General features: G+C 65.2%; 16 protein-coding genes and 3 tRNA genes. 2 read left to right on the top strand and 17 right to left on the bottom strand.

What is annotated here, in order from left to right; translation table 11 throughout:
• Positions 1 to 281: 281 nt before the first annotated feature.
• The 9 genes from DN387_RS03755 to leuC form a co-directional block, all read right to left on the bottom strand.
• Positions 282 to 902, bottom strand: a complete 621-nt coding sequence (locus DN387_RS03755; RefSeq protein ID WP_054916652.1) for a phosphoribosylanthranilate isomerase — start codon at positions 900 to 902, stop codon at positions 282 to 284.
• Positions 903 to 940: 38 nt separating this feature from the next.
• On the bottom strand, positions 941 to 1,786 hold the full coding sequence (truA, locus tag DN387_RS03750; RefSeq protein ID WP_054916657.1) for a tRNA pseudouridine(38-40) synthase TruA: 846 nt from the start codon (positions 1,784 to 1,786) through the stop codon (positions 941 to 943).
• Between the two features lie 119 nt (positions 1,787 to 1,905).
• Positions 1,906 to 4,788 (bottom strand): FimV/HubP family polar landmark protein, encoded by a 2,883-nt coding sequence (locus DN387_RS03745; protein WP_054916653.1) that lies wholly within the window; start codon positions 4,786 to 4,788, stop codon positions 1,906 to 1,908.
• Positions 4,789 to 4,963: 175 nt separating this feature from the next.
• Positions 4,964 to 5,974 (bottom strand): aspartate-semialdehyde dehydrogenase, encoded by a 1,011-nt coding sequence (locus DN387_RS03740; protein ID WP_043862849.1) that lies wholly within the window; start codon positions 5,972 to 5,974, stop codon positions 4,964 to 4,966.
• Positions 5,975 to 6,122: 148 nt separating this feature from the next.
• Positions 6,123 to 7,235 (bottom strand): aspartate-semialdehyde dehydrogenase, encoded by a 1,113-nt coding sequence (asd, locus tag DN387_RS03735; RefSeq protein WP_043862850.1) that lies wholly within the window; start codon positions 7,233 to 7,235, stop codon positions 6,123 to 6,125.
• Between the two features lie 64 nt (positions 7,236 to 7,299).
• The gene (gene leuB, locus DN387_RS03730; RefSeq protein ID WP_043862851.1) at positions 7,300 to 8,382 is read right to left on the bottom strand and encodes a 3-isopropylmalate dehydrogenase; all 1,083 of its coding nucleotides are present in this window, start codon (positions 8,380 to 8,382) and stop codon (positions 7,300 to 7,302) included.
• A 55-nt stretch (positions 8,383 to 8,437) separates the two neighbouring features.
• The gene (locus tag DN387_RS03725) at positions 8,438 to 9,205 is read right to left on the bottom strand and encodes a class I SAM-dependent methyltransferase (RefSeq protein ID WP_043862852.1); all 768 of its coding nucleotides are present in this window, start codon (positions 9,203 to 9,205) and stop codon (positions 8,438 to 8,440) included.
• A 44-nt stretch (positions 9,206 to 9,249) separates the two neighbouring features.
• The gene (gene leuD, locus DN387_RS03720; RefSeq protein WP_043862853.1) at positions 9,250 to 9,894 is read right to left on the bottom strand and encodes a 3-isopropylmalate dehydratase small subunit; all 645 of its coding nucleotides are present in this window, start codon (positions 9,892 to 9,894) and stop codon (positions 9,250 to 9,252) included.
• Entirely contained in the window at positions 9,891 to 11,324 is a 1,434-nt protein-coding gene (leuC, locus tag DN387_RS03715; RefSeq protein ID WP_043862854.1) for a 3-isopropylmalate dehydratase large subunit, read from the bottom strand. Before leuC ends, leuD begins: the two co-directional genes overlap by 4 nt.
• 142 nt (positions 11,325 to 11,466) lie before the next feature.
• Between leuC and DN387_RS03710 the strand changes: the two genes are divergently transcribed.
• Together DN387_RS03710 and DN387_RS03705 are read left to right on the top strand one after the other, a co-directional pair.
• Positions 11,467 to 12,345, top strand: coding sequence for a LysR family transcriptional regulator (locus DN387_RS03710; RefSeq protein ID WP_043862855.1), 879 nt, complete (start codon positions 11,467 to 11,469; stop codon positions 12,343 to 12,345).
• 62 nt (positions 12,346 to 12,407) lie between these two features.
• Positions 12,408 to 15,704, top strand: coding sequence for a PAS domain S-box protein (locus tag DN387_RS03705; RefSeq protein ID WP_054916654.1), 3,297 nt, complete (start codon positions 12,408 to 12,410; stop codon positions 15,702 to 15,704).
• A gap of 110 nt (positions 15,705 to 15,814) precedes the next feature.
• On the opposite strand, the gene DN387_RS03700 is transcribed toward DN387_RS03705, so the two are convergent.
• The 8 genes from DN387_RS03700 to DN387_RS03665 form a co-directional block, all read right to left on the bottom strand.
• Complete coding sequence (locus tag DN387_RS03700; protein ID WP_043862857.1) at positions 15,815 to 16,258, bottom strand: Hsp20 family protein; 444 nt, start codon at positions 16,256 to 16,258, stop codon at positions 15,815 to 15,817.
• 115 nt (positions 16,259 to 16,373) lie between these two features.
• Positions 16,374 to 17,333, bottom strand: coding sequence for a tRNA-dihydrouridine synthase (locus tag DN387_RS03695; RefSeq protein ID WP_054916655.1), 960 nt, complete (start codon positions 17,331 to 17,333; stop codon positions 16,374 to 16,376).
• 49 nt (positions 17,334 to 17,382) lie between these two features.
• The gene (locus DN387_RS03690) at positions 17,383 to 17,820 is read right to left on the bottom strand and encodes a thioesterase family protein (RefSeq protein WP_043862859.1); all 438 of its coding nucleotides are present in this window, start codon (positions 17,818 to 17,820) and stop codon (positions 17,383 to 17,385) included.
• Positions 17,821 to 17,864: 44 nt separating this feature from the next.
• Entirely contained in the window at positions 17,865 to 18,698 is an 834-nt protein-coding gene (locus DN387_RS03685) for an alpha/beta fold hydrolase (protein WP_043862860.1), read from the bottom strand.
• A 14-nt stretch (positions 18,699 to 18,712) separates the two neighbouring features.
• On the bottom strand, positions 18,713 to 19,252 hold the full coding sequence (locus DN387_RS03680) for a TetR/AcrR family transcriptional regulator (protein WP_054916656.1): 540 nt from the start codon (positions 19,250 to 19,252) through the stop codon (positions 18,713 to 18,715).
• Positions 19,253 to 19,413: 161 nt separating this feature from the next.
• Positions 19,414 to 19,489: transfer RNA gene (locus DN387_RS03675), tRNA-Glu, on the bottom strand.
• A gap of 44 nt (positions 19,490 to 19,533) precedes the next feature.
• A tRNA-Ala gene (locus tag DN387_RS03670) sits at positions 19,534 to 19,609 on the bottom strand.
• 53 nt (positions 19,610 to 19,662) lie between these two features.
• Positions 19,663 to 19,738, bottom strand: a tRNA-Glu gene (locus tag DN387_RS03665).
• Positions 19,739 to 19,747: the final 9 nt, after the last annotated feature.

The raw sequence follows: 19,747 nt of genomic DNA, 5'->3' as shown, positions 1-19,747 counted from the left end.
TTTCTTTCTCCAGTAGCGGCGACCGGCAGGCAAAAGTTGCCGGGTCACGCGTATGCCCTTGAGCTCAATTCGTGTATGACGCGATGATGAAACGTGGCCGGCGGTGCGCGTTCAGCGCGGTACCACCCTGCCCCAGCTTCATCGTCAACCTGTAAAGGCGACGCCGGTGGCGCCACCCGGTAATTTCGATCGGCCCGTGGGCGCGATCCGGCAGCAACGGGCTGCGAAAGCTATGGACGATGGCGCACCGCCAGCCGTCACATCGAGCATTCGCCCGCCCCTCACGCCTGGCGCACCGCGCGCATGAACGCCTCGATGCGGGCCGGGTCCTTGATGCCCTTGGCCTGCTCCACCCCACCACTGACGTCCACTGCGTAAGGACGCACCTGGGCGATGGCCGCCCCGACATTGTCGGCCGAGAGGCCGCCAGCCAGGATGATCGGCTTGCTCAGGTGCTCGGGTATCAGGGACCAGTCGAACGCCTCGCCGGTTCCGCCCGGAACGCCGGCCACGAAAGTGTCGAGGAGGATGCCGCTGGCCTTGGCGTACTGCTGGCAGCCGGCCTCCAGGTCATCCCCGGGGCGAACCCGCAGGGCCTTGATCCAGGGACGGTGGTAGCCGTCGCAGTCGGCCGGGGTTTCGTCGCCATGAAACTGCAGCAGGTCCAGCGGCACGGCGTCGAGGATCTCGTTGAGCTCACAGCGGCTGGCGTTGACGAACAGGCCCACGGTGGTGACGAAGGGCGGCAGTGCAGCGATGATCGCCCGCGCCTGCTGCACATTCACCGCCCGCGGACTTCTGGCGTAGAACACCAGCCCGATGGCGTCGGCGCCCGCCTCGGCCGCGGCCAGCGCATCCTCGATGCGGGTAATCCCGCAGATCTTGCTGCGAACGGCGGACATGGCCTGTGAACCTCAGCTGAACCGGAAAGCTCCGGATGTTAGCAAATGCCTTGCGGGCCGTCAGCCGTCAACGACTCGTAACCCGTAAGGAAATGTGGCCCGATGAAACGCTCGGGCAGTTCGAACTCGTCATGGTATTCCACCTGCACCAGGTACAGCCCGAACGGGTGCGCGGTCACCCCGCCGGTACGACGCACGCGGCTTTCGAGCACTTCCCTGGCCCACTCGGGCGGACGCTCGCCGGCGCCGATGGTCATCAGCACGCCGGCAATGTTGCGCACCATGTGATGCAGGAAGGCGCTGGCACGGATATCCAGCACGATCATGCGCCCATGCCGGCTCACCCGCAGGTGATGGATCTGCTTGATCGGCGACTTGGCCTGGCACTGGCCGGCGCGGTAGGCGCTGAAGTCATGGGTGCCCACCAGGTAGGCTGCGGCTTCGGCCATGCGCCCGGCATCGAGCGGGCGGTGATTCCAGGTGACCTGGTCGCCCAGGTGCGCCGGGCGGATCTGGTCGTTGTAGATCACATAGCGGTAGCGCCGGGCAATGGCCTTGAAGCGCGCGTGAAAGTGCGCCGGCATCTGCCTGGCCCACGACACGCTGACGTCATGCGGCAGGTTGATGTTGGCGCCCATGGTCCAGGCCTTCATGCTGCGCACCGCCCGCGTGTCGAAATGCACCACCTGGCCGCTGGCATGCACGCCGGCATCGGTACGCCCGGCGCACTGCAGCGACACTGGCGAGTCGGCGACCTTCGACAGCGCCTCCTCGAGGGTCTGCTGCACGCTCGGCACGCCACTGGCCTGGCGTTGCCAGCCACGGTAGCGGGTGCCTTTGTATTCCACGCCCAGCGCGATTCTGAAAAAGCCTTCGGCGGCCATTTCGGCTGCGGCGTTATCGATGATTTCCAAGGGGATACAGCCTGTCGGTTTACGCAATGGCGCGGATTATAACGACAACGGCAGCCACGAGGGCTGCCGTTGGCCTTTCAGGTGGGCGTTCAGCTCATCCGCGAACGCAGTTCGATGGCTTCCTTGCGCTGGGTCTCGGTACCTTCCTTCATCACTTCGTCGAGTATCTCGCGGGCGCCGTCGTTGTCGCCCATGTCGATGTAGGCACGTGCCAGATCGAGCTTGGTGGCGGCTTCGTCGGTACCGGAGAGGTAGTCGAACTCCGGCTCGTCGAGCATCAGGTCGGAGGCGTCCTCGGCGGTGAAGTGCGGCGCGATGGAAGGCTGCTCGAGGTTCTGCGAGAGCTTGTCGAGCTCGGCGTTGACGTCGTCCAGCTCGGCGGCAAAGCTGGCGTCCAGCGGGTCCGGCTCGTCGGCCAGGGACAGGTCGAAATCATCGGCCAGGTCCGGGAAGCTGTCGTCCAGCCCCAGTGAGTCATCGAACGCGGCCAACTGGGCCTCGATATCCAGTGGCGCTTCAGGCGTAGCGGCGGGTGCAGCTTCAGGCGCCGGTGGCGCAAGGTCGGCGCCCATGTCGAGGTCGAAGTCGGACAGGTCATCCAGGATTGGCTCGGGCTCGACCGGTGCAGGTTCGGGCATCGGCTCGGCAGGCACCTCGGCGGGCGTCTCGGCCGGCACTTCAGTCACTGCCTGCTCCTGCACGTCGGGCACTTGCGGCGCTGGCGTCTCGGCCTGGGCCTGGGCCTGGGCCTGGGTCTGCTCTTGCAGCAGGGTATCGAAATCGAGGTCGTCGAGCGCCGCGATATCGGCAGGCGGCGTGGCCTGCGGCGCCTGCGGATCATCGATCTGCAGGTCTGCCAGGCCCTCGAGACCTTCGAGGTCTTCAAGGCCTTCCAACCCCTCCAGGTCATCCAGGCTCAGGTCGAAGGCGCTGTCCAGGTCGTCTTCGCCCGGCAACTCGATTTCCGGCGCGGGCTGCGGGTCGTCCTGCAGCAGGTCCTGCACATACTGGGCATCCAGCTCGGCGGCCAGGGCCGCAGCGCTGACGCCCGCTGCGGCCACGCCGAGCATGGCCGGGTAACGCTGCTTGAGCGACTCGACATCGGCGTGGTTCTGACCATTGGCAACCAGTTGGCGCTCGTGGCCGACAAAGGCGTCACGGTCGCCCTGGCGGGCATAGACTTCCATCAGCTTCAGGCGCAGGTCGGCACGCTCGGGGGCCTGCTCCACCGCAGGCTCCAGCAGCTCGGCGGCATGGTTCAGACGACCGCGGGCAATGCTCAGGTCGACTTCCGCCAGCAGGGCATCGTCATTTGGCGCGGGGGCGTCCTCGGCCGGTGCCTGCACGGCAGCCGCGATGACGGCCGGTGCCACCACCGCAGCCGGGGCCGGAGACGGAACCTCTACCGGCTCGGGCGCGGGCTCGACCACGGGGGCCGGCTTGGGCTCGAATTCCGGCTCCAGCTCCAGCTCGGACTCCGGGTCAAGCCTGTCGTAGGCGGGTGCTACCTCGGCAGCCGCAGCCGCTGCAGCGGAGGCCGCCACCACACCCGGCGCCAGGGTCACGCTCGGCGCGGAGACCTCCAGGCCCTCGAAACTGCTTTGCGGCAGGTCCATGTCCGGCCCCAGGCCCAGGTCGCTTTCCTCGGCCAGGGCTCGCGCCATGCGCATGTGCTTTTCAGCCTCCTGCTGGGCACGACGCTTGCGCGCCAACAGCAGCAGAAGCAACAACAGCACCAGCAAGGCTGAACCTGCGATCAGCGCCAGCAGCCAGCTGTTGCCCAGCAGGTCGTCGAGCATCTTGTCCGAATCGCTCGGGGTAACGGCAGCCGGCGGCGTTTCGGCCACCGGCGCGGTATCCACGGCAGCCGGCGCCGGGGACACCACCGCTTCGCTCGGTACCGCCTGCTGCAACTGGGCATCGATCGCCGGCTGCTCGGGCGCAGGCACGCTCGCCGGCGCGGCGCTCTGGGCTTCCAGGCGCGCCAGCTGGTCGTTCTTCAGTTCGATCAGGCGCTGCAGCTTGTCCAGCTGGCTCTGCAGATCCGCCACACGGCTTTTCAGCTCGGCGTTGTCACGCCGGGTGGTGTCGAGGCTCTCTTCGGCCATCGCCAGCTTGTCGGCCAGGGCCTTGCTGTCGCCGGCCGCACCTTTGCCGCCGGGTGCCACCAGCTTGAGGTTGTCCTGCTGGGCGATACGCGCCGGGGCGGCGCCGGCCGCGTCACGCCGGGTGGCGTCGAGCTGGCGCGCACGCGGGCCCAGACGGCGCCCCTCACGCCAGGCCGCATACTGCTCGGCCACTTCCTTGACAGCCTGACCCTGGGGGATGGCGGCGATCTGCTGCTGGTCGGGCAGGCGCAGTACCTGGCCAACCTTGAGCTGGTTGATGTTGCCGTTGTAGAAGGCATCGGGGTTGAGCGCCTGGATCGCCAGCATGGTCTGCTGCACCGATCCACCCTGGCGCGCCTTGGCGGCAATCTGCCACAAAGTGTCGCGACGCACGGTGGTGTGGCGGGCGGGCGCGGTCACCGCAGGGGTGACGCCCGAAGCCGCCTGGGCCGCTTCGGGAGAGAATTTGGAGGCGTCGATCAGTACGCTGTAGTCGCGCAGCAGGCGGCCCTGGGGCCACATCACCTGCACCAGGAACTTGACCATAGGGGCCGGCAGCGGCTGGCTGGAGGTCACCCGCAGCACGCTCTTGCCACTGGGGTTGATCACCGGGGTGAAGGTCAGGTCGTTGAGGTACGCCTGGCGTTCGACCCCGGCCTTGCTGAACTCTTCGGCCGGCGCCAGGCTGGGCACCACTTCGGCGGGAGTGAGGTCACGCACATCGAGCAATTCGATCTCGGCATCCAGCGGCTGGTTCTGCCCCGACTTGAGGGTCAGCTCGCCCAGCCCCAGCGCATGCGCCATACCCGAGGACAGCGCCGATGCCGCGGCTATTGCTAACACCAGTTTGCGAATTCGAAGCATGACCTCATCCTTTGTATGAACCTTCCCCGGCTACCGAGAAGAAAGTGAAAAACCGCCGTGAGGCATTTGACTGGCATGACCACCGGATCATGTTGGCAAGGTGCCCCGCAAGCGCGTGACGGCCGCTCACTTCCAGTATTTCAGAAACAATGTGCAAATCGTCGCCAAGTATCTTTTACGCAAGGTGTTTTATCAACAACTCCGCCAGCTGTACGGCGTTCAACGCCGCGCCTTTGCGCACGTTGTCGGTGGTCAGCCAGAGATTGAGCTGTTCGGCCTCGTCGACACCGCCACGCACCCGCCCGACATACACCACATCCTGGGCCACCGCATCACCGACCGGGGTCGGGTAGTCACCCGCCTCCACCAGTTCGACACTGTCGGCGTGCTCCAGCACGGCGTTCACCGCCGCCAGATCGACCGCCTTGCGACTGTGCACGGCCACAGTGTAGCTATCGCCGAAAAACACCGGGACTTGAACACAGGTCACGGAAATCTTCAGCGAAGGCAGGCCAAGCAACTCGCGCAGCTCACTCACCAGGCGACGCTCCAGCGCGCCATGGCCCTCGCTGTCGCTGGTGCCCACCTGGGCCAGCAGGTTGAACGCCACCTGGCGATCGAAGAAGCGCGGCTCCAGCGGACGCGCATTGAGCAACTCGGCAGTTTGCCGGGCCAGTTCGCCCACCGCCTCGCGGCCCTGGGCCGACACCGCCATGCACGCCGTCACGTTGACCCGTTCCAGTTCCAGCAGGTGCTTGAGCGGGGCCAGCACCACCGCCAGGGCAACCGCGGCAGCGCTCGGGCTGACCAGTTGCACGGGCAGGCTCTGACTGTCGATGGCCTGTGGATTGGCCTCGGGCACCACTGCTGCCACCTGTTCGGCCGACAGCGCGCCGGACAGATCGATCACCGCACACCCGGCGGCACGCGCCTTGGCGGCGAAACTGCGGGTAACCGCAGGGCCTGCGGCGAAGAACGCCAGCTTGACCTGGCTGAAGTCGAAGGCATCGACTTCGCGCACGCGCAGGTTCTTGCCACGGTAGTTCACCGAGCTGCCCGCCGACTCGTTGCTGGCCAGCAGGTGCAGGGTGCCCAGGGGAAAATCGCGCTCCTCGAGGATTTGCACCAGGGTCTCGCCGACGGTGCCGGTGGCGCCGATCACGGCGATATCGTAGGTCTGAGTCATGGACAGTGCCTCTGGCAGAACGGGGGGAGCGGCACTTTACTCGGATTGCCGCAGCGAGACCACCCGGTGCCGGCAAAGGCATCAGGCCACCACAAAAAAGCCCCCTGCGTCGCAAGACGAGGGGGCCTGTTCTACCGCGCAGCAGCGATCAACGCTCCAGCAGGATCCGCAGCATGCGACGCAGCGGCTCGGCCGCGCCCCACAGCAGCTGGTCGCCCACGGTGAAGGCGCCCAGGTACTGCGACCCCATGTTCAGCTTGCGCAGACGCCCTACCGGGATGTTCAGCGTGCCGGTGACGTTGGTCGGGCTCAGCTCCTGCATGCTGATCTCGCGCTGGTTCGGCACCAGCTTCACCCAGGGGTTGTGCTGGCTGATCATGCCTTCGATGTCGGCGATCGGCACGTCCTTGTTCAGCTTGATGGTCAGCGCCTGGCTGTGGCAACGCATGGCACCGATGCGCACGCAGATGCCGTCGACCGGGATCGGGTTCTTGAAACGACCCAGGATCTTGTTGGTCTCGGCCTGGGCCTTCCACTCTTCACGGCTCTGCCCGTTGGGCAGCTCCTTGTCGATCCACGGGATCAGGCTGCCGGCCAGCGGCACGCCGAAGTTCTCGGTCGGGTAGGCGTCGCTGCGCATGGCCTCGGCAACCTTGCGGTCGATGTCGAGGATGGCCGCCGCCGGGTTGGCCAGGTCATCGGCAACCGCCGCATGGGTAGCGCCCATCTGCTTGATCAGCTCGCGCATGTTCTGCGCGCCGGCGCCGGAGGCCGCCTGGTAGGTCATGGCGCTCATCCATTCGACCAGGCCGGCTTCGAACAGGCCGCCCAGGCCCATCAGCATCAGGCTGACGGTGCAGTTGCCACCGATGTAGTTCTTGGTGCCGGCGTCCAGCTGCTGGTCGATGACCTTGCGGTTGACCGGGTCCAGCACGATGACCGCGTCATCCTGCATGCGCAGGCTGGAAGCGGCATCGATCCAGTAACCCTGCCAGCCGGCTTCGCGCAGCTTGGGGAACACCTCGTTGGTGTAGTCGCCACCCTGGCAGGTCAGGATCACATCGAGGGTCTTGAGCTCTTCAATGCTGTACGCATCCTTGAGCGGAGCAATGTCCTTGCCCACGGATGGCCCCTGGCCCCCGACATTGGAGGTAGTGAAGAACACCGGCTCGATCAGATCGAAATCCTGCTCTTCGAGCATCCGCTGCATGAGCACGGAACCGACCATACCGCGCCAACCGATCAGACCTACACGTTTCATCGCAACTACACCTTCGCTAAAAGTGGGCCGCCGCCTGGAAGAAACCAGCGGCGGGCCCGAGAGATTACAGATTCCGCAGCGCTGCGACTACTGCGTCGCCCATTTCCTGCGTACCTACCTTGCTGCAGCCCGCCGACCAGATGTCGCCGGTGCGCAGGCCCTGATCCAGCACCAGGCTCACGGCCTGTTCGATGGCCTCGGCCGCCGCCTGCTGGTTGAAGCTGTAACGCAGCATCATCGATACCGACAGGATGGTCGCCAGCGGGTTGGCGATGCCTTGCCCGGCGATGTCCGGGGCCGAACCGTGGCACGGCTCGTACATGCCCTTGTTGTTGGCATCCAGTGACGCCGACGGCAGCATGCCGATGGAACCGGTGAGCATGGAAGCCTCATCCGACAGGATGTCGCCGAACATGTTGTCGGTGACCATCACGTCGAACTGCTTGGGCGCGCGCACCAGTTGCATGGCGGCGTTGTCGACGTACATGTGGCTGAGCTCGACATCCGCGTAGTCCTTGGCCACGTCCTCGACGATTTCACGCCACAGCTGGCTGGAGGCGAGCACATTGGCCTTGTCCACCGAGCACAGCTTCTTGCCGCGCACGCGGGCCATGTCGAAACCGACACGGGCGATGCGGCGGATTTCGCTCTCGCTGTACGGCAGGGTGTCGTAGGCCTGGCGCTCGCCGCCTTCCAGTTCGCGGGTGCCGCGCGGCGCACCGAAGTAGATGCCGCCGGTCAGCTCGCGCACGATCAGGATATCCAGGCCGGCGACGATTTCTGGCTTGAGCGAGGACGCATCGGCCAGCTGCGGGTAGAGAATGGCCGGACGCAGGTTGGCGAACAGGCCCAGTTGCGAACGGATTTTCAGCAGGCCGCGCTCAGGGCGGATATCACGCTCGATCTTGTCCCACTTCGGCCCGCCCACCGCGCCCAGCAGCACGGCGTCGGCCTGGCGCGCACGCTCCAGGGTCTCGTCGGCCAGCGGCACGCCGTGCTTGTCGATGGCCGCGCCACCGATCACATCGTGCGCCAGGCTGAAGCCGAGCTGGAACTTGTCGTTGGCCAGTTCCAGCACCTTGACCGCCTCGGCCATGATTTCCGGGCCGATGCCATCACCTGGGAGAATCAGAATCTGCTTGCTCATGGGTTCCTCATCATTCAATTCAAGCGGTGCGCCGCACTGGCGTACCGGGGGAAACTCAGCGTTGGGCCCAGAGCACGATCACGTCGGTGCTGAAGGAGCCATCGGCTTCTATCTGGTAATGCTGGCGAACTTCGTCGCCCATCGCCTGCTGCAACTGGCGAATCGCCGCACGCATCGGCTCGGGGGTGCGCATGCGCTCCACCCACGAGGTGTATTCCAGGCGCAGGCGCTGGCGCGTGTGGCTGCGGGTGCACAGGCCGGCTTCGCTGACCTGTTGCAGCCACTCGCCGGCAGAATAATCGCGCACGTGGCTGGTGTCGCGCAGTACTTCGACGCTTTGCAGGTAGGTGTCGAGCAGCGGGCTGCCCGGCGACATGACGTCGACGAACGCCGCCACGCCGCCGGGCTTGAGCACCCGGCGCACCTCGCGCAGGGCCAGGCCCAGGTCGCTCCAGTGGTGCGCCGAGTAGCGGCTGAAGACGAAATCGAACGAGGCGTCGGCGAACGGCAGGCGCTCGGCGGCGCCACGCTCGGTGACGATGTTGTTCAAACCACGCTCGATGGCGGCGGCGCCGACCACGTCGAGCATCTGCTGTGACAGGTCATAGGCGACCACTTCGGCCACCAGCGGGGCGACATGGAAGCTCACGTGACCGGCACCGCAGCCAAGGTCCAGCAGGCGGGCGTCGGCGTGCCCGGCAAGCTCGGCCTGCAGCAGGGCGAATTCGCTACCCTGGGCATGCACGGCGCTGCTCAGGTAGGCAGAGGCTTGTTCGCCGAACTGGCGCTGGACGACTTCGGTGTGGGCGGTGCTGCGGGTCATCATGGATCTCCTGGGGCGGCTTGGCCGGCACATCACTGCATCATTCAGGCGTCGCGAAACAACCAGGGCTGGCTAGCACGGTGCCGGGCTTCAAACGCTGCAATCGCATCGCCATCCTGCAAGGTCAGGCCGATGTCATCCAGGCCGTTGAGCAGGCAATGCTTGCGGAACGCGTCGATCTCGAAGTGGAGCACCTTGCCGTCCGGCCGCGTCACGGTCTGCGCCTGCAGGTCGATGGTCAGCTGGTAGCCCGGGTCCGCCTCAACCTGCTTGAACAGCTCGTCGACTTCCTCGTCGCCGAGGATGATCGGCAGCAAGCCGTTCTTGAAGCTGTTGTTGAAGAAGATGTCGGCGTAGCTGGGCGCAATGATGCTGCGAAAGCCGTACTCTTCCAGCGCCCAAGGCGCATGCTCGCGGCTCGAACCGCAACCGAAGTTCTCCCGCGCCAGCAACACGCTGGCCCCCTGGTAACGCGCATGGTTGAGCACGAAATCCTGGTTCAGCGGGCGCTTGCTGTTGTCCTGGTAGGGCTGACCCACGTCCAGGTAACGCCATTCGTCGAACAGGTTCGGGCCGAACCCGGTGCGCTTGATCGACTTCAAGAACTGCTTGGGGATGATCTGGTCGGTGTCGACGTTGGCACGGTCCAACGGGGCGACCAGGCCGGTGTGCTGGGTAAAGGCTTTCATGCTGCGCTCCCTTGGATCAACTCGCGTACATCGACAAAACGACCGGTTACTGCGGCAGCCGCCGCCATTGCCGGGCTTACCAGGTGGGTACGCCCACCGGCGCCCTGGCGCCCCTCGAAGTTGCGGTTGGAGGTGGAGGCGCAATGCTCGCCACTTTCGAGGCGGTCCGGGTTCATCGCCAGGCACATCGAGCAGCCCGGCTCACGCCATTCGAAACCGGCCTCGAGGAAGATCTTGTCCAGGCCTTCCTGCTCGGCCTGCGCCTTGACCAGGCCCGAGCCCGGCACCACGATGGCCTGCTTGATGGTCGAGGCCACCTTGCGGCCCTTGGCGATCACGGCCGCGGCGCGCAGGTCTTCGATGCGCGAGTTGGTGCACGAACCGATGAACACGCGGTCGAGCTGAATGTCGGTGATCGCCTGGTTGGCGTTCAGGCCCATGTACTTGAGCGCGCGTTCGATGGAACCGCGCTTGACCAGGTCGGCCTCGGCAGCCGGGTCCGGCACGCGCTGGTCGACCGCCAGCACCATCTCGGGCGAGGTGCCCCAGCTGACCTGCGGCTTGATCTGCGCCGCGTCCAGCTCGACCACGGTGTCGAACACCGCGTCGCTGTCGGACACCAGGTCTTTCCAGGCTTCGACGGCCAGGTCCCACTGCTCGCCCTTGGGCGCATACGGACGACCCTTGACGTAGGCAACGGTCTTCTCGTCGGTGGCCACCAGGCCCACCCGCGCACCGGCCTCGATGGACATGTTGCAGATGGTCATGCGGCCTTCGACCGACAACTCGCGAATGGCGCTGCCGGCAAACTCGATGGCATGCCCGTTACCGCCGGCGGTCCCGATCTTGCCGATCACGGCCAGCACGATGTCCTTGGCAGTGACGCCGAACGGCAATTGCCCTTCGACGCGCACCAGCATGTTCTTCATCTTCTTGGCCACCAGGCACTGGGTAGCGAGCACGTGCTCGACCTCGGAGGTGCCGATGCCGTGGGCCAGGGCGCCGAACGCGCCGTGGGTGGAGGTGTGCGAGTCGCCGCAGACCACGGTCATGCCGGGCAAGGTGGCACCCTGCTCCGGGCCGATGACGTGGACGATGCCCTGGCGCACATCGTTCATCTTGAATTCGGTGATGCCGTACTCGTCACAGTTTTCGTCGAGGGTCTGCACCTGCAGGCGCGACACCTGGTCGGCGATGGCCTCGATGCCGCCCTTGCGCTCTGGCGTGGTGGGCACGTTGTGGTCGGGGGTGGCGATGTTGGCATCGATGCGCCAGGGTTTGCGGTTGGCCAGGCGCAGCCCCTCGAAGGCCTGCGGCGACGTCACTTCGTGAATGATGTGACGGTCGATATAGATCAGCGCCGAACCGTCGTCGCGCTGCTTGACCAAGTGCGAATCCCAGAGCTTGTCGTAGAGCGTTTTGCCAGCCATCAGACTTTCCTCATCAGTCTTTCTATGCCAATAACCCCTTGGCTTGTACGGACGATGCTATGGGGTTAGATTGAATAACTCAAATTCATATTTTTTATGCTTTGGATAACTTTCAGGAATCCAAACCCGAGGAACTCATTCCGTGGACCTGGCCAACCTTAGTGCCTTCATCGCCATCGCTGAAACCGGGAGCTTTTCCGGTGCCGGCGAGCGCCTGCACCTGACCCAGCCGGCCATCAGCAAGCGCATTGCCGGGCTGGAGCAGCAGCTGGATGTGCGCCTGTTCGACCGCCTTGGCCGCGAGGTGAGCCTGACCGAAGCCGGCCGTGCCCTGCTGCCACGTGCCTACCAGATCCTCAACGTGCTGGACGACACCCGGCGGGCCCTGACCAACCTCACGGGCGAGGTCAGCGGTCGACTGACCCTGGCCACCAGCCATCACATCGGTCTGCACCGCCTGCCGCCGCTGTTGCGGGCGTTTACCCGTCAGTACCCGGCGGTGGCTCTGGACATCCAGTTTCTGGACTCGGAAGTGGCCTACGAGGAAATTCTGCACGGGCGCGCCGAAATCGCCGTGATCACCCTCGCCCCCGAGCCCCACAGCCTGGTGCGCGCGGTGCCGGTATGGGACGACCCGCTGGATTTCGTGGTCGCCCCCGAGCACCCGCTGGCCTGCAAGGGCGCGGTGGGCCTGGCGGACATTGCCCACCACCCGGCCGTGTTCCCCGGCGGCAACACTTTCACACACCATATTGTGCAGCGTCTGTTCGAGGCCCAGGGCCTGGTCCCCAACATCGCCATGAGCACCAACTACCTGGAAACCATCAAGATGATGGTGTCGATCGGGCTGGCCTGGAGTGTGCTGCCGCGCACAATGCTCGATGAGCAGGTTGCATCCATCGACTTGCCGGGCATACAGCTGTCGCGCCAGCTAGGCTACATTCTGCACACGGAACGAACGTTATCGAATGCGGCCAGAGCCTTCATGGCCCTGCTCGACAGTCACGCAAGCCCGGCGTAGCCCGCCCCTGCCCCGGGCGGCCCGCCACCAAGGACGTATCACCCGCCAAAGGTCTGGTACCGATGCCCAAGTCAGCCAATCGTTTTGCGCGCCTTCCCCGTATCCACGCAGCAGACCCCCAGGAGCTGGAACAGGCCTGGGAGAGTGCGCCGCAGTTGCTCGCGGCGCTCAATGGTGCGCACCTTGGCGCCTGGGTGTGGGATGTGGGCAGCGGGCGCATCAACTGGTCACGAGGCACCCAGGCACTGTTTGGCTTCGATCCGCATCAACCGCTGACCCACGACATCGACTACCTCGACCTGCTGCCGGAAGAGGACCGCGCGCGCATGCGCCAGGCCTTTCATGCAGTGCTCAACGGCGAGCCGGTGGACCAGGCCCTGCGCCATCGCATCCGCTGGCCGGACGGCAGCCTGCACTGGCTGGAAGTGAACGGCAGCCTGGCCACCAACCGCGACGGGCGCCTGCAGATGATCGGGGTGGTGCGCGAGATCACCCGCCAGCGCGAACGCGAAACCGCACTGATCAACTCCGAAAAGCGCTTTGCCACGCTTTTTCACCTGAGCCCGAACGTGGTGCTGCTGACCCGGCGCGCCGACGGGCTGATCCATGAGGTCAACCAGCACTTCGAGAACATTCTTGGCTGGCCCGGCGCCCAGGTGATCGGGCGTACCACGCTGGAACTGGGCCTGTGGGCCAACCCCAGGCAGCGTGACCAGGTGCTGGAGGCCACCAGCGGCAACAACGGCCCGGTGACCCTGGAAGTGCAGTTTCGCGCCAGCAGCGGGCAGGTCCACGATGGCATCCTCAGCACCCAGGCCATCGAACTCGAAGGTGTCACCTACCTGCTCAGCACCTTCGTAGACACCAGCGAGCGCAAGCGTGCCGAACAGGCCCTCAAGGACAGCCAGGAGCGCCTGGACCTGGCACTGGACTCTGCCCAGCTGGGTACCTGGGACTGGCACATCCCCAGCGGCATGCTGTACGGCTCGGCCCGCGCGGCACAACTGCACGGCCTGGCGCCGGTGCCGTTCCACGAGTCGTTCGAGGCGTTTTTCGAAGGTGTGCCCGAGCTTGAGCGCAGCGGCATGCGCCAGGCCTATCGCAGCCTGCGCGAAGGCCCGGCGGGCAACTACCAGATCACCTACCGCATCCAGCTGGAAAACGGCGCCTCACGCTACCTGGAGAGCCGCGCACGGCTGTACCGTGACGACCAGGGCAACCCGCTGCGCATGGCCGGCACCCTGCTGGACATCACCGAACAGGTTGAACGCGAACAGCGCCTGACCAGCTCGGAGGAAAAGTTCGCCAGCCTGTTCCAGGTCAGCCCCGACCCCATCTGCGTCACCCGCCAGGACACCGGCCAGTTCATCGAGATCAACCAGGCGTTCACCCAGACCTTCGGCTGGTGCGCCGACCAGGTACTGGGTCGTACCGCCGAACAACTGGGGCTGTGGGCCGAATCGGCCGCCCGCGCACGACGTATCGAGCAGGTGATTCGCGACCAGGCGTTGAACAATGTCGCGGTGGTGGTCAATCACAAGGATGGCCAGCCCCTGACCTGTGTGATTTCCAGCCGCCTGATCAAGGTCGACAACCAGCCCTGCAGCGTCACCACCCTGCGCGACATCACCCAGCAGCAACGCGGCGAAGCCGCACTCAAGGCCAGTGAGGAGAAGTTCGCCAAGGCCTTCCACTCCAGCCCCGACGCCATCACCATCACCGAGCGCGACAGTGGCCGCTACCTGGAGGTGAACGACGGCTTCTGCCGGCTCACCGGCTACAGCGCCGACGAGGTGATCGGCCAGAGCATGGCTCAGATCGGGTTGTGGGCCGACGACAAGCAGCAGACCCTGCTATTCGGTGAAATGCGTGAGCGCGGGCGGGTGCACCACCGCGAAATGCTGGGGCGCAACAAACGCGGCGAAATCCTCACCGTGGAGGTGTCGATGGAGCCGATCACCCTCAACGAGACAGACTGCCTGCTGCTGACTGCCCGCGACGTCAGCCAGCTCAAGAATGCCCAGGCGCAGATCCGTCACCTGGCCTACCACGACCCGCTGACCAACCTGCCCAACCGCGCCCTGCTGATGGATCGCCTGAGCCAGCAGATCGCCCTGCTCAAACGCCAGAACCTGCGCGGCGCCCTGCTGTTCCTCGACCTCGACCACTTCAAGCACATCAACGACTCGCTGGGCCACCCGGTGGGCGATACGGTGCTCAAGATCATCACAGCCCGGCTTGAAGCCAGCGTGCGCCTGGAGGACACCGTGGCGCGCCTGGGGGGTGACGAGTTCGTGGTGCTGCTGAGCGGCCTGGAAGGCAGCCGCGAAGAGGTCACCGACAAGGTTCGCCAACTGGCCGACACCTTGCGCGAGCTGCTGGCCGAGCCGATGTCGCTGGACGGCCAGCGCCTGCAGGTAACCCCCAGCATCGGCGTGGCGCTGATCCCCGACCACGGCACCACGCCGGCCGACCTGCTCAAGCGCGCCGACATTGCGCTGTACCGCGCCAAGGATTCGGGTCGCAACACCACGCAACTGTTCCACACCACCATGCAGAAGGCCGCCAGTGAACGCCTGCGCATGGAGAGCGACCTGCGCATGGCCCTGGCCAGGGGCGAACTGGCGCTGCACTTCCAGCCCCAGGTGGATGCCCGTGACAACCGCATCGTCGGGGCCGAGGTGCTGCTGCGCTGGCACCATCCGCTGTTGGGCCAGCAGCCGCCCAGCCAGTTCATCCAGGTGCTGGAGGAAAGCGGGCTGATCCTGGAGGTGGGCAGCTGGATACTCGACGAAGCCTGCGATGCCTGCTCGCGCATGCTGCAGGACGGGCTGATCGATCCGATGGATTTCAGCCTGTGCGTGAACATCAGCCCGCGCCAGTTCCGCCAGAACGATTTCGTCGAGCGGGTGCGGCGCAGCCTGGACGACTACCGCCTGCCCTACCAGATGCTCAAGCTGGAGATCACCGAGGGCATCGTGATCCAGAACCTGGAGGACACCATCAGCAAGATGCGCGAGCTGAAGGCGTTCGGGGTGAGCTTTGCGATGGATGACTTCGGCACCGGCTACTCGTCGCTGACCTACCTCAAGCGCTTGCCGGTGGATGCGCTGAAGATCGACCAATCGTTCGTGCGCGATGCACCGCTGGACCCCAATGATGCAGAGATCGTCAAGGCCATCGTGGCCATGGCCAGAAGCCTGGACCTGGCAGTGATTGCCGAAGGGGTGGAGCTGTCGGAGCAACTGGAGTTTCTGGAGCGACTGGGGTGCCATCTGTACCAGGGGTACCTGCACAGCCGGCCATTGCCGCTGAACGAGTTCAGGGCGATGCTGCTGCAGGCACCGGCGGACTACTGACACACCGCAGCACGGCAGTTGCCAGCAAGGCTGGCCCCTGCAGTGAAGAGCCGCGCGAACCGGGCACAAAAAAGGGCACCCGAAGGTGCCCTCTTTCACTCAGCCCACACTCAGTTCAGCGCAGGTTTCTCGCCGTTGATCGGGATGCGCTTGGCCTTGGCTTCTTCAGGCACAACACGCAGCAGATCGACACTGAGCAGACCGTTGGCCAGGCCCGCCGACTTCACTTCGATGTGGTCAGCCAGGCGGAAGGACAACTTGAAGGCCCGCTGGGCGATGCCCTGGTGCAGGTAGGTGACGCTTTCACCACTGCTGTCACGCTTGCCGCCACTGACGGTCAGAACGCCTTTTTCCACTTGCAGGTCGAGGTCCTCTTCCTGGAAGCCAGCTGCAGCAACGACGATTCGGTAGTGGTCTTCGCCATGTTTTTCAACATTGTAGGGTGGGTAGGTGCTACCCGACTCGCTACGTGCCGCGGATTCGAACAGGTCGTTGAAACGATCGAAGCCAACGGATTGACGGAACAGTGGAGCCAGAGAAAATGCGGTAGTCATGGTACATCTCCTGAAATATCAGCGAGTTGGTGATTGCGCGACCCGACTTCGGCATCGCGTACTCCCTAGATAAGGACCCGCCCTAACATTTCAAGCATCGACCACAAAAATTTTTTCAGGCCGCCTCGCTGACCGGAATACCCAGCAGCCGCGCCACGCGATCACAGTCGGTCTCGCGACGCAGTTCGGTAAACAGTGCCGTGGCTTCGGGGTAGGTACGGGTCAGCATCGCCACCCACTGCTTCAGTCGTCCCGGTGCCTGACGCTCGGTCATCTGTTCCCGGGCCTGCACCCAGAAGTCCTGCAGCAGCGGTTGCAGTGCCTGCCAGTCCAGCGGCACGAACTCGATGCCCTGGCGCTCGGCGGCAATCTGCCGGGCCAGGTCCGGGCGCGACACCAGGCCGCGACCGAGCATGATGTCCTCCACGCCGCTGACCTCGCGGCAGCGGCGCCAGTCTTCCAGCGTCCACACCTCGCCGTTGGCGAACACCGGCACCTTCACCACCTCCTGCACCCGCGCCACGTACTCCCAGTGCGCCGGCGGCTTGTAGCCGTCGACCTTGGTGCGTGCGTGCACCACCAACTGGTCGGCACCGCCTTCGGCCAGGGCGCGGGCGCAGTCCAGCGCACCGTCCGGGCTGTCGAAGCCCAGGCGCATCTTGGCGGTGACCGGGATATGCGCAGGCACAGCCCGGCGCACTTCGCGCAGGATGGCATGCAGCAGCTCGGGCTCCTTGAGCAGTACCGCGCCGCCGCGGGACTTGTTCACGGTCTTGGCCGGGCAACCGAAATTGAGGTCGATGACGGGGGCCCCCAGCTCGCAGGCCAGCACCGCGTTATCGGCCAGGCATGCCGGGTCGGAGCCCAGCAACTGCACACGCAAAGGCACGCCGGCGGCGGTTTGCGCACCGCGGCCAAGCTCCGGGGCCAGCTTCTCGTACACATGCGCCGGCAGCAACCGGTCGCACACGCGAATGAACTCGGTGACACACCAGTCGATGCCGCCCACCTGGGTCAGTACGTCGCGAAGGATGTTGTCGACCAGCCCCTCCATGGGGGCCAAGGCAATTTGCATGGCGTGGGTCTCGCGCGAAAAAGGCCGGCAGTCTAGCAAAAACCGTGACTTATCGGGCTCCGGCCATCGCGGCGCCGTAGCCCTCGATGAATTCTGCCGGCATGCGCCTGGGCTTGCCGGTGGACAGCTCGATGCACACGAAGGTGGTCTGCGCCCGCAGCAAGGTGGTGCCGTCGCTTGGTCGCACCAGCTGGAAGTGACGGGTCATCTTCAGGCGCTGGTCCCAGTCGACGATCCAGGTGGCCAACTGCAGGATGTCGTCCTCATAGGCGCTGGCCAGGTAATCGATCTCGTGACGCACCACGGCCATGGCGCGGTCCAGGCGCCGGTACTCGGCCAGGTCCAGCCCCAGGCGCTGGGAGTGACGCCAGGCGCAGCGTTCGAGCCAGGTGACGTACACCGCGTTGTTGGCGTGCCCCAGGCCGTCGATATCCTCGGCACCGACCTGCAGGTCGATGGTAAATGGCGTTGCCCGATCCCAGCTCATGCCCGCTCCCGATCTGTAGTGAACGGGCAGAGTGTAACGGATGCTCAGGCCGATTGGCGCACTGGCCGGGCACTGCGTTGCAGCAGCGCAAGCACGCCGTCGACCAGTTGCGGGTCGGACAGCACACGCATATGCCCGCCCTGGGGCAACAGCAGCAGCTGGCTGTCGAACCACGCCTGATGAATCAGCCGCGCCTCGCTGACGGCGACCAGCGGGTCGTCCTCGGCATGCACGATGAAACCGGGCAGTTCCAGCTGGTAGACGGCCACGTCCAGGCGCGAGATCGGCACCCCGACCTCTCGCTCCACCTGGCGAATGAAGGCTGCCCGCGCCCGCGCCGGCAACCCCAGGTGCCGCGCCATGCCGCGCAGCACCTCGAGCAGGCGCGCCGGCGCGGCGATGCTCACCGCCACCTCGGTACGCAGCCCCCACTGCAGGGCCAGCAGCGTACTGGCACCGCCCATGGAATGGCCGATCACCCCGTGCAATGGGCCCAGCTCGCCGGCCGCCTCGAGCAAGGCGTGGGCGAACGACACCACGTTGGCCTTGTTTCCACGCGAGCGGCCGTGGGCCGGCCCTTCGAGCGCCACCGCACAATAGCCGGCGGCCACCAGGGCCTCGATCAGATGGGCGAACTGGGTGGGGCGCCCCTCCCAGCCGTGCATCAGCAGCACCGTGGGGCCTTGCCCCCAGCGCAGCGCACTCAGGCCAAAGCGCAGGGTAATGCGCTCGGCACGCGCCAGCAGCGGCAGTTCCCAGTCGCGTGGCGGCAAGGTGCGCGGGCTCATGAAGGCCTGGCGCATCTGCCCGGCCACCCGATTGGGTGCCAGGCGTCCAACAGTGGCGTTGATACCACGAATCCAGCTCAGGCTGTTCATCACGTCGCTCCAGATCAGATCACCGCGGACTTGGCGGCACGCAACACACGGTCGGACAATTCGCTGGTACCCAGCGCTCGCGCCAGGGCCAGGCCGCCGACCATCAGGGCCAGGTCGGCCAGCACTTTGTCGGCGTCTTCGGGGGTGTCGGCCAGGTTGGCCATCATCAACTCGATATGCTCGGTCAGCACCGCGCGAAAGGTCGCCGGCAACTGATTGATCTCGCCCAGAGAGCTGGGCAGCGGGCAGCCGCTGTCGACGGCATCGCGGTGTTTGCGCGACAGGTAGAAGGCCGCCACCAGGGCACGACGCGCCTCCCCGTCCAGCGACGCGTCGACCTGTGCCAGCAAGGCCCGGCGCTCGCCAAGCAACTGGCAAAAGGCTTCGAGCATCAGCGCATCCTTGTTCTCGAAATGCGCATAGAACCCACCCACGGTGAGCCCCGCAGCGCCCATCACCTGCTGCACACTGGGGTCGGCCGGGCCGTTAAGGATCAGCGCACTGCGCGCCGCATCCAAAATGCGCTGGCGGGTCAGGGCTTTTTTGTCGTGCATGGCAGGCCTCCAAATATTATGGAGCTAATATTATGCTCATAATATTTATTGGCAAGCACTTTCTCCTGCGGCCCAAGGGCGAAAGAGATTTTTTCGAGGGAAAAAACAAAAGGCTCATTCAATAATCGAATGAGCCTTGAAATCCCGCAGAGCGGGTAAAATGGCGTCCCCTAGGGGACTCGAACCCCTGTTACCGCCGTGAAAGGGCGGTGTCCTAGGCCACTAGACGAAGGGGACTTGTAACCTTCGTGCAGGCTCGTTTTCACGAACCCTGGCAAAATTGGTGGAGCTAAGCGGGATCGAACCGCTGACCTCCTGCATGCCATGCAGGCGCTCTCCCAGCTGAGCTATAGCCCCAGATTTCTAGCCTCGCGGCCCAGCGATGTCTTGCAACATCACTTGTGTAAAACTGGCGTCCCCTAGGGGACTCGAACCCCTGTTACCGCCGTGAAAGGGCGGTGTCCTAGGCCACTAGACGAAGGGGACGAACCTTCT

It is taken from the genome of Pseudomonas sp. FBF18, assembly GCF_024261405.1.
GTDB classification, from domain to species: Bacteria; Pseudomonadota; Gammaproteobacteria; order Pseudomonadales; family Pseudomonadaceae; genus Aquipseudomonas; species Aquipseudomonas palmensis.
The sequence above is the reverse complement of the archived record's forward strand: the minus strand, read 5'-3'. Positions and strand labels throughout refer to the sequence as shown.

Coding starts and splice junctions, on each gene's coding strand:
- DN387_RS03755 (WP_054916652.1), bottom strand. CDS start 902: ATGTCCGCCGTTCGCAGCAAGATCTGCGGGATTACCCGCATCGAGGAT.
- truA (WP_054916657.1), bottom strand. CDS start 1,786: ATGGCCGCCGAAGGCTTTTTCAGAATCGCGCTGGGCGTGGAATACAAA.
- DN387_RS03745 (WP_054916653.1), bottom strand. CDS start 4,788: ATGCTTCGAATTCGCAAACTGGTGTTAGCAATAGCCGCGGCATCGGCG.
- DN387_RS03740 (WP_043862849.1), bottom strand. CDS start 5,974: ATGACTCAGACCTACGATATCGCCGTGATCGGCGCCACCGGCACCGTC.
- asd (WP_043862850.1), bottom strand. CDS start 7,235: ATGAAACGTGTAGGTCTGATCGGTTGGCGCGGTATGGTCGGTTCCGTG.
- leuB (WP_043862851.1), bottom strand. CDS start 8,382: ATGAGCAAGCAGATTCTGATTCTCCCAGGTGATGGCATCGGCCCGGAA.
- DN387_RS03725 (WP_043862852.1), bottom strand. CDS start 9,205: ATGACCCGCAGCACCGCCCACACCGAAGTCGTCCAGCGCCAGTTCGGC.
- leuD (WP_043862853.1), bottom strand. CDS start 9,894: ATGAAAGCCTTTACCCAGCACACCGGCCTGGTCGCCCCGTTGGACCGT.
- leuC (WP_043862854.1), bottom strand. CDS start 11,324: ATGGCTGGCAAAACGCTCTACGACAAGCTCTGGGATTCGCACTTGGTC.
- DN387_RS03705 (WP_054916654.1), top strand. CDS start 12,408: ATGCCCAAGTCAGCCAATCGTTTTGCGCGCCTTCCCCGTATCCACGCA.
- DN387_RS03700 (WP_043862857.1), bottom strand. CDS start 16,258: ATGACTACCGCATTTTCTCTGGCTCCACTGTTCCGTCAATCCGTTGGC.
- DN387_RS03695 (WP_054916655.1), bottom strand. CDS start 17,333: ATGCAAATTGCCTTGGCCCCCATGGAGGGGCTGGTCGACAACATCCTT.
- DN387_RS03690 (WP_043862859.1), bottom strand. CDS start 17,820: ATGAGCTGGGATCGGGCAACGCCATTTACCATCGACCTGCAGGTCGGT.
- DN387_RS03685 (WP_043862860.1), bottom strand. CDS start 18,698: ATGAACAGCCTGAGCTGGATTCGTGGTATCAACGCCACTGTTGGACGC.
- DN387_RS03680 (WP_054916656.1), bottom strand. CDS start 19,252: ATGCACGACAAAAAAGCCCTGACCCGCCAGCGCATTTTGGATGCGGCG.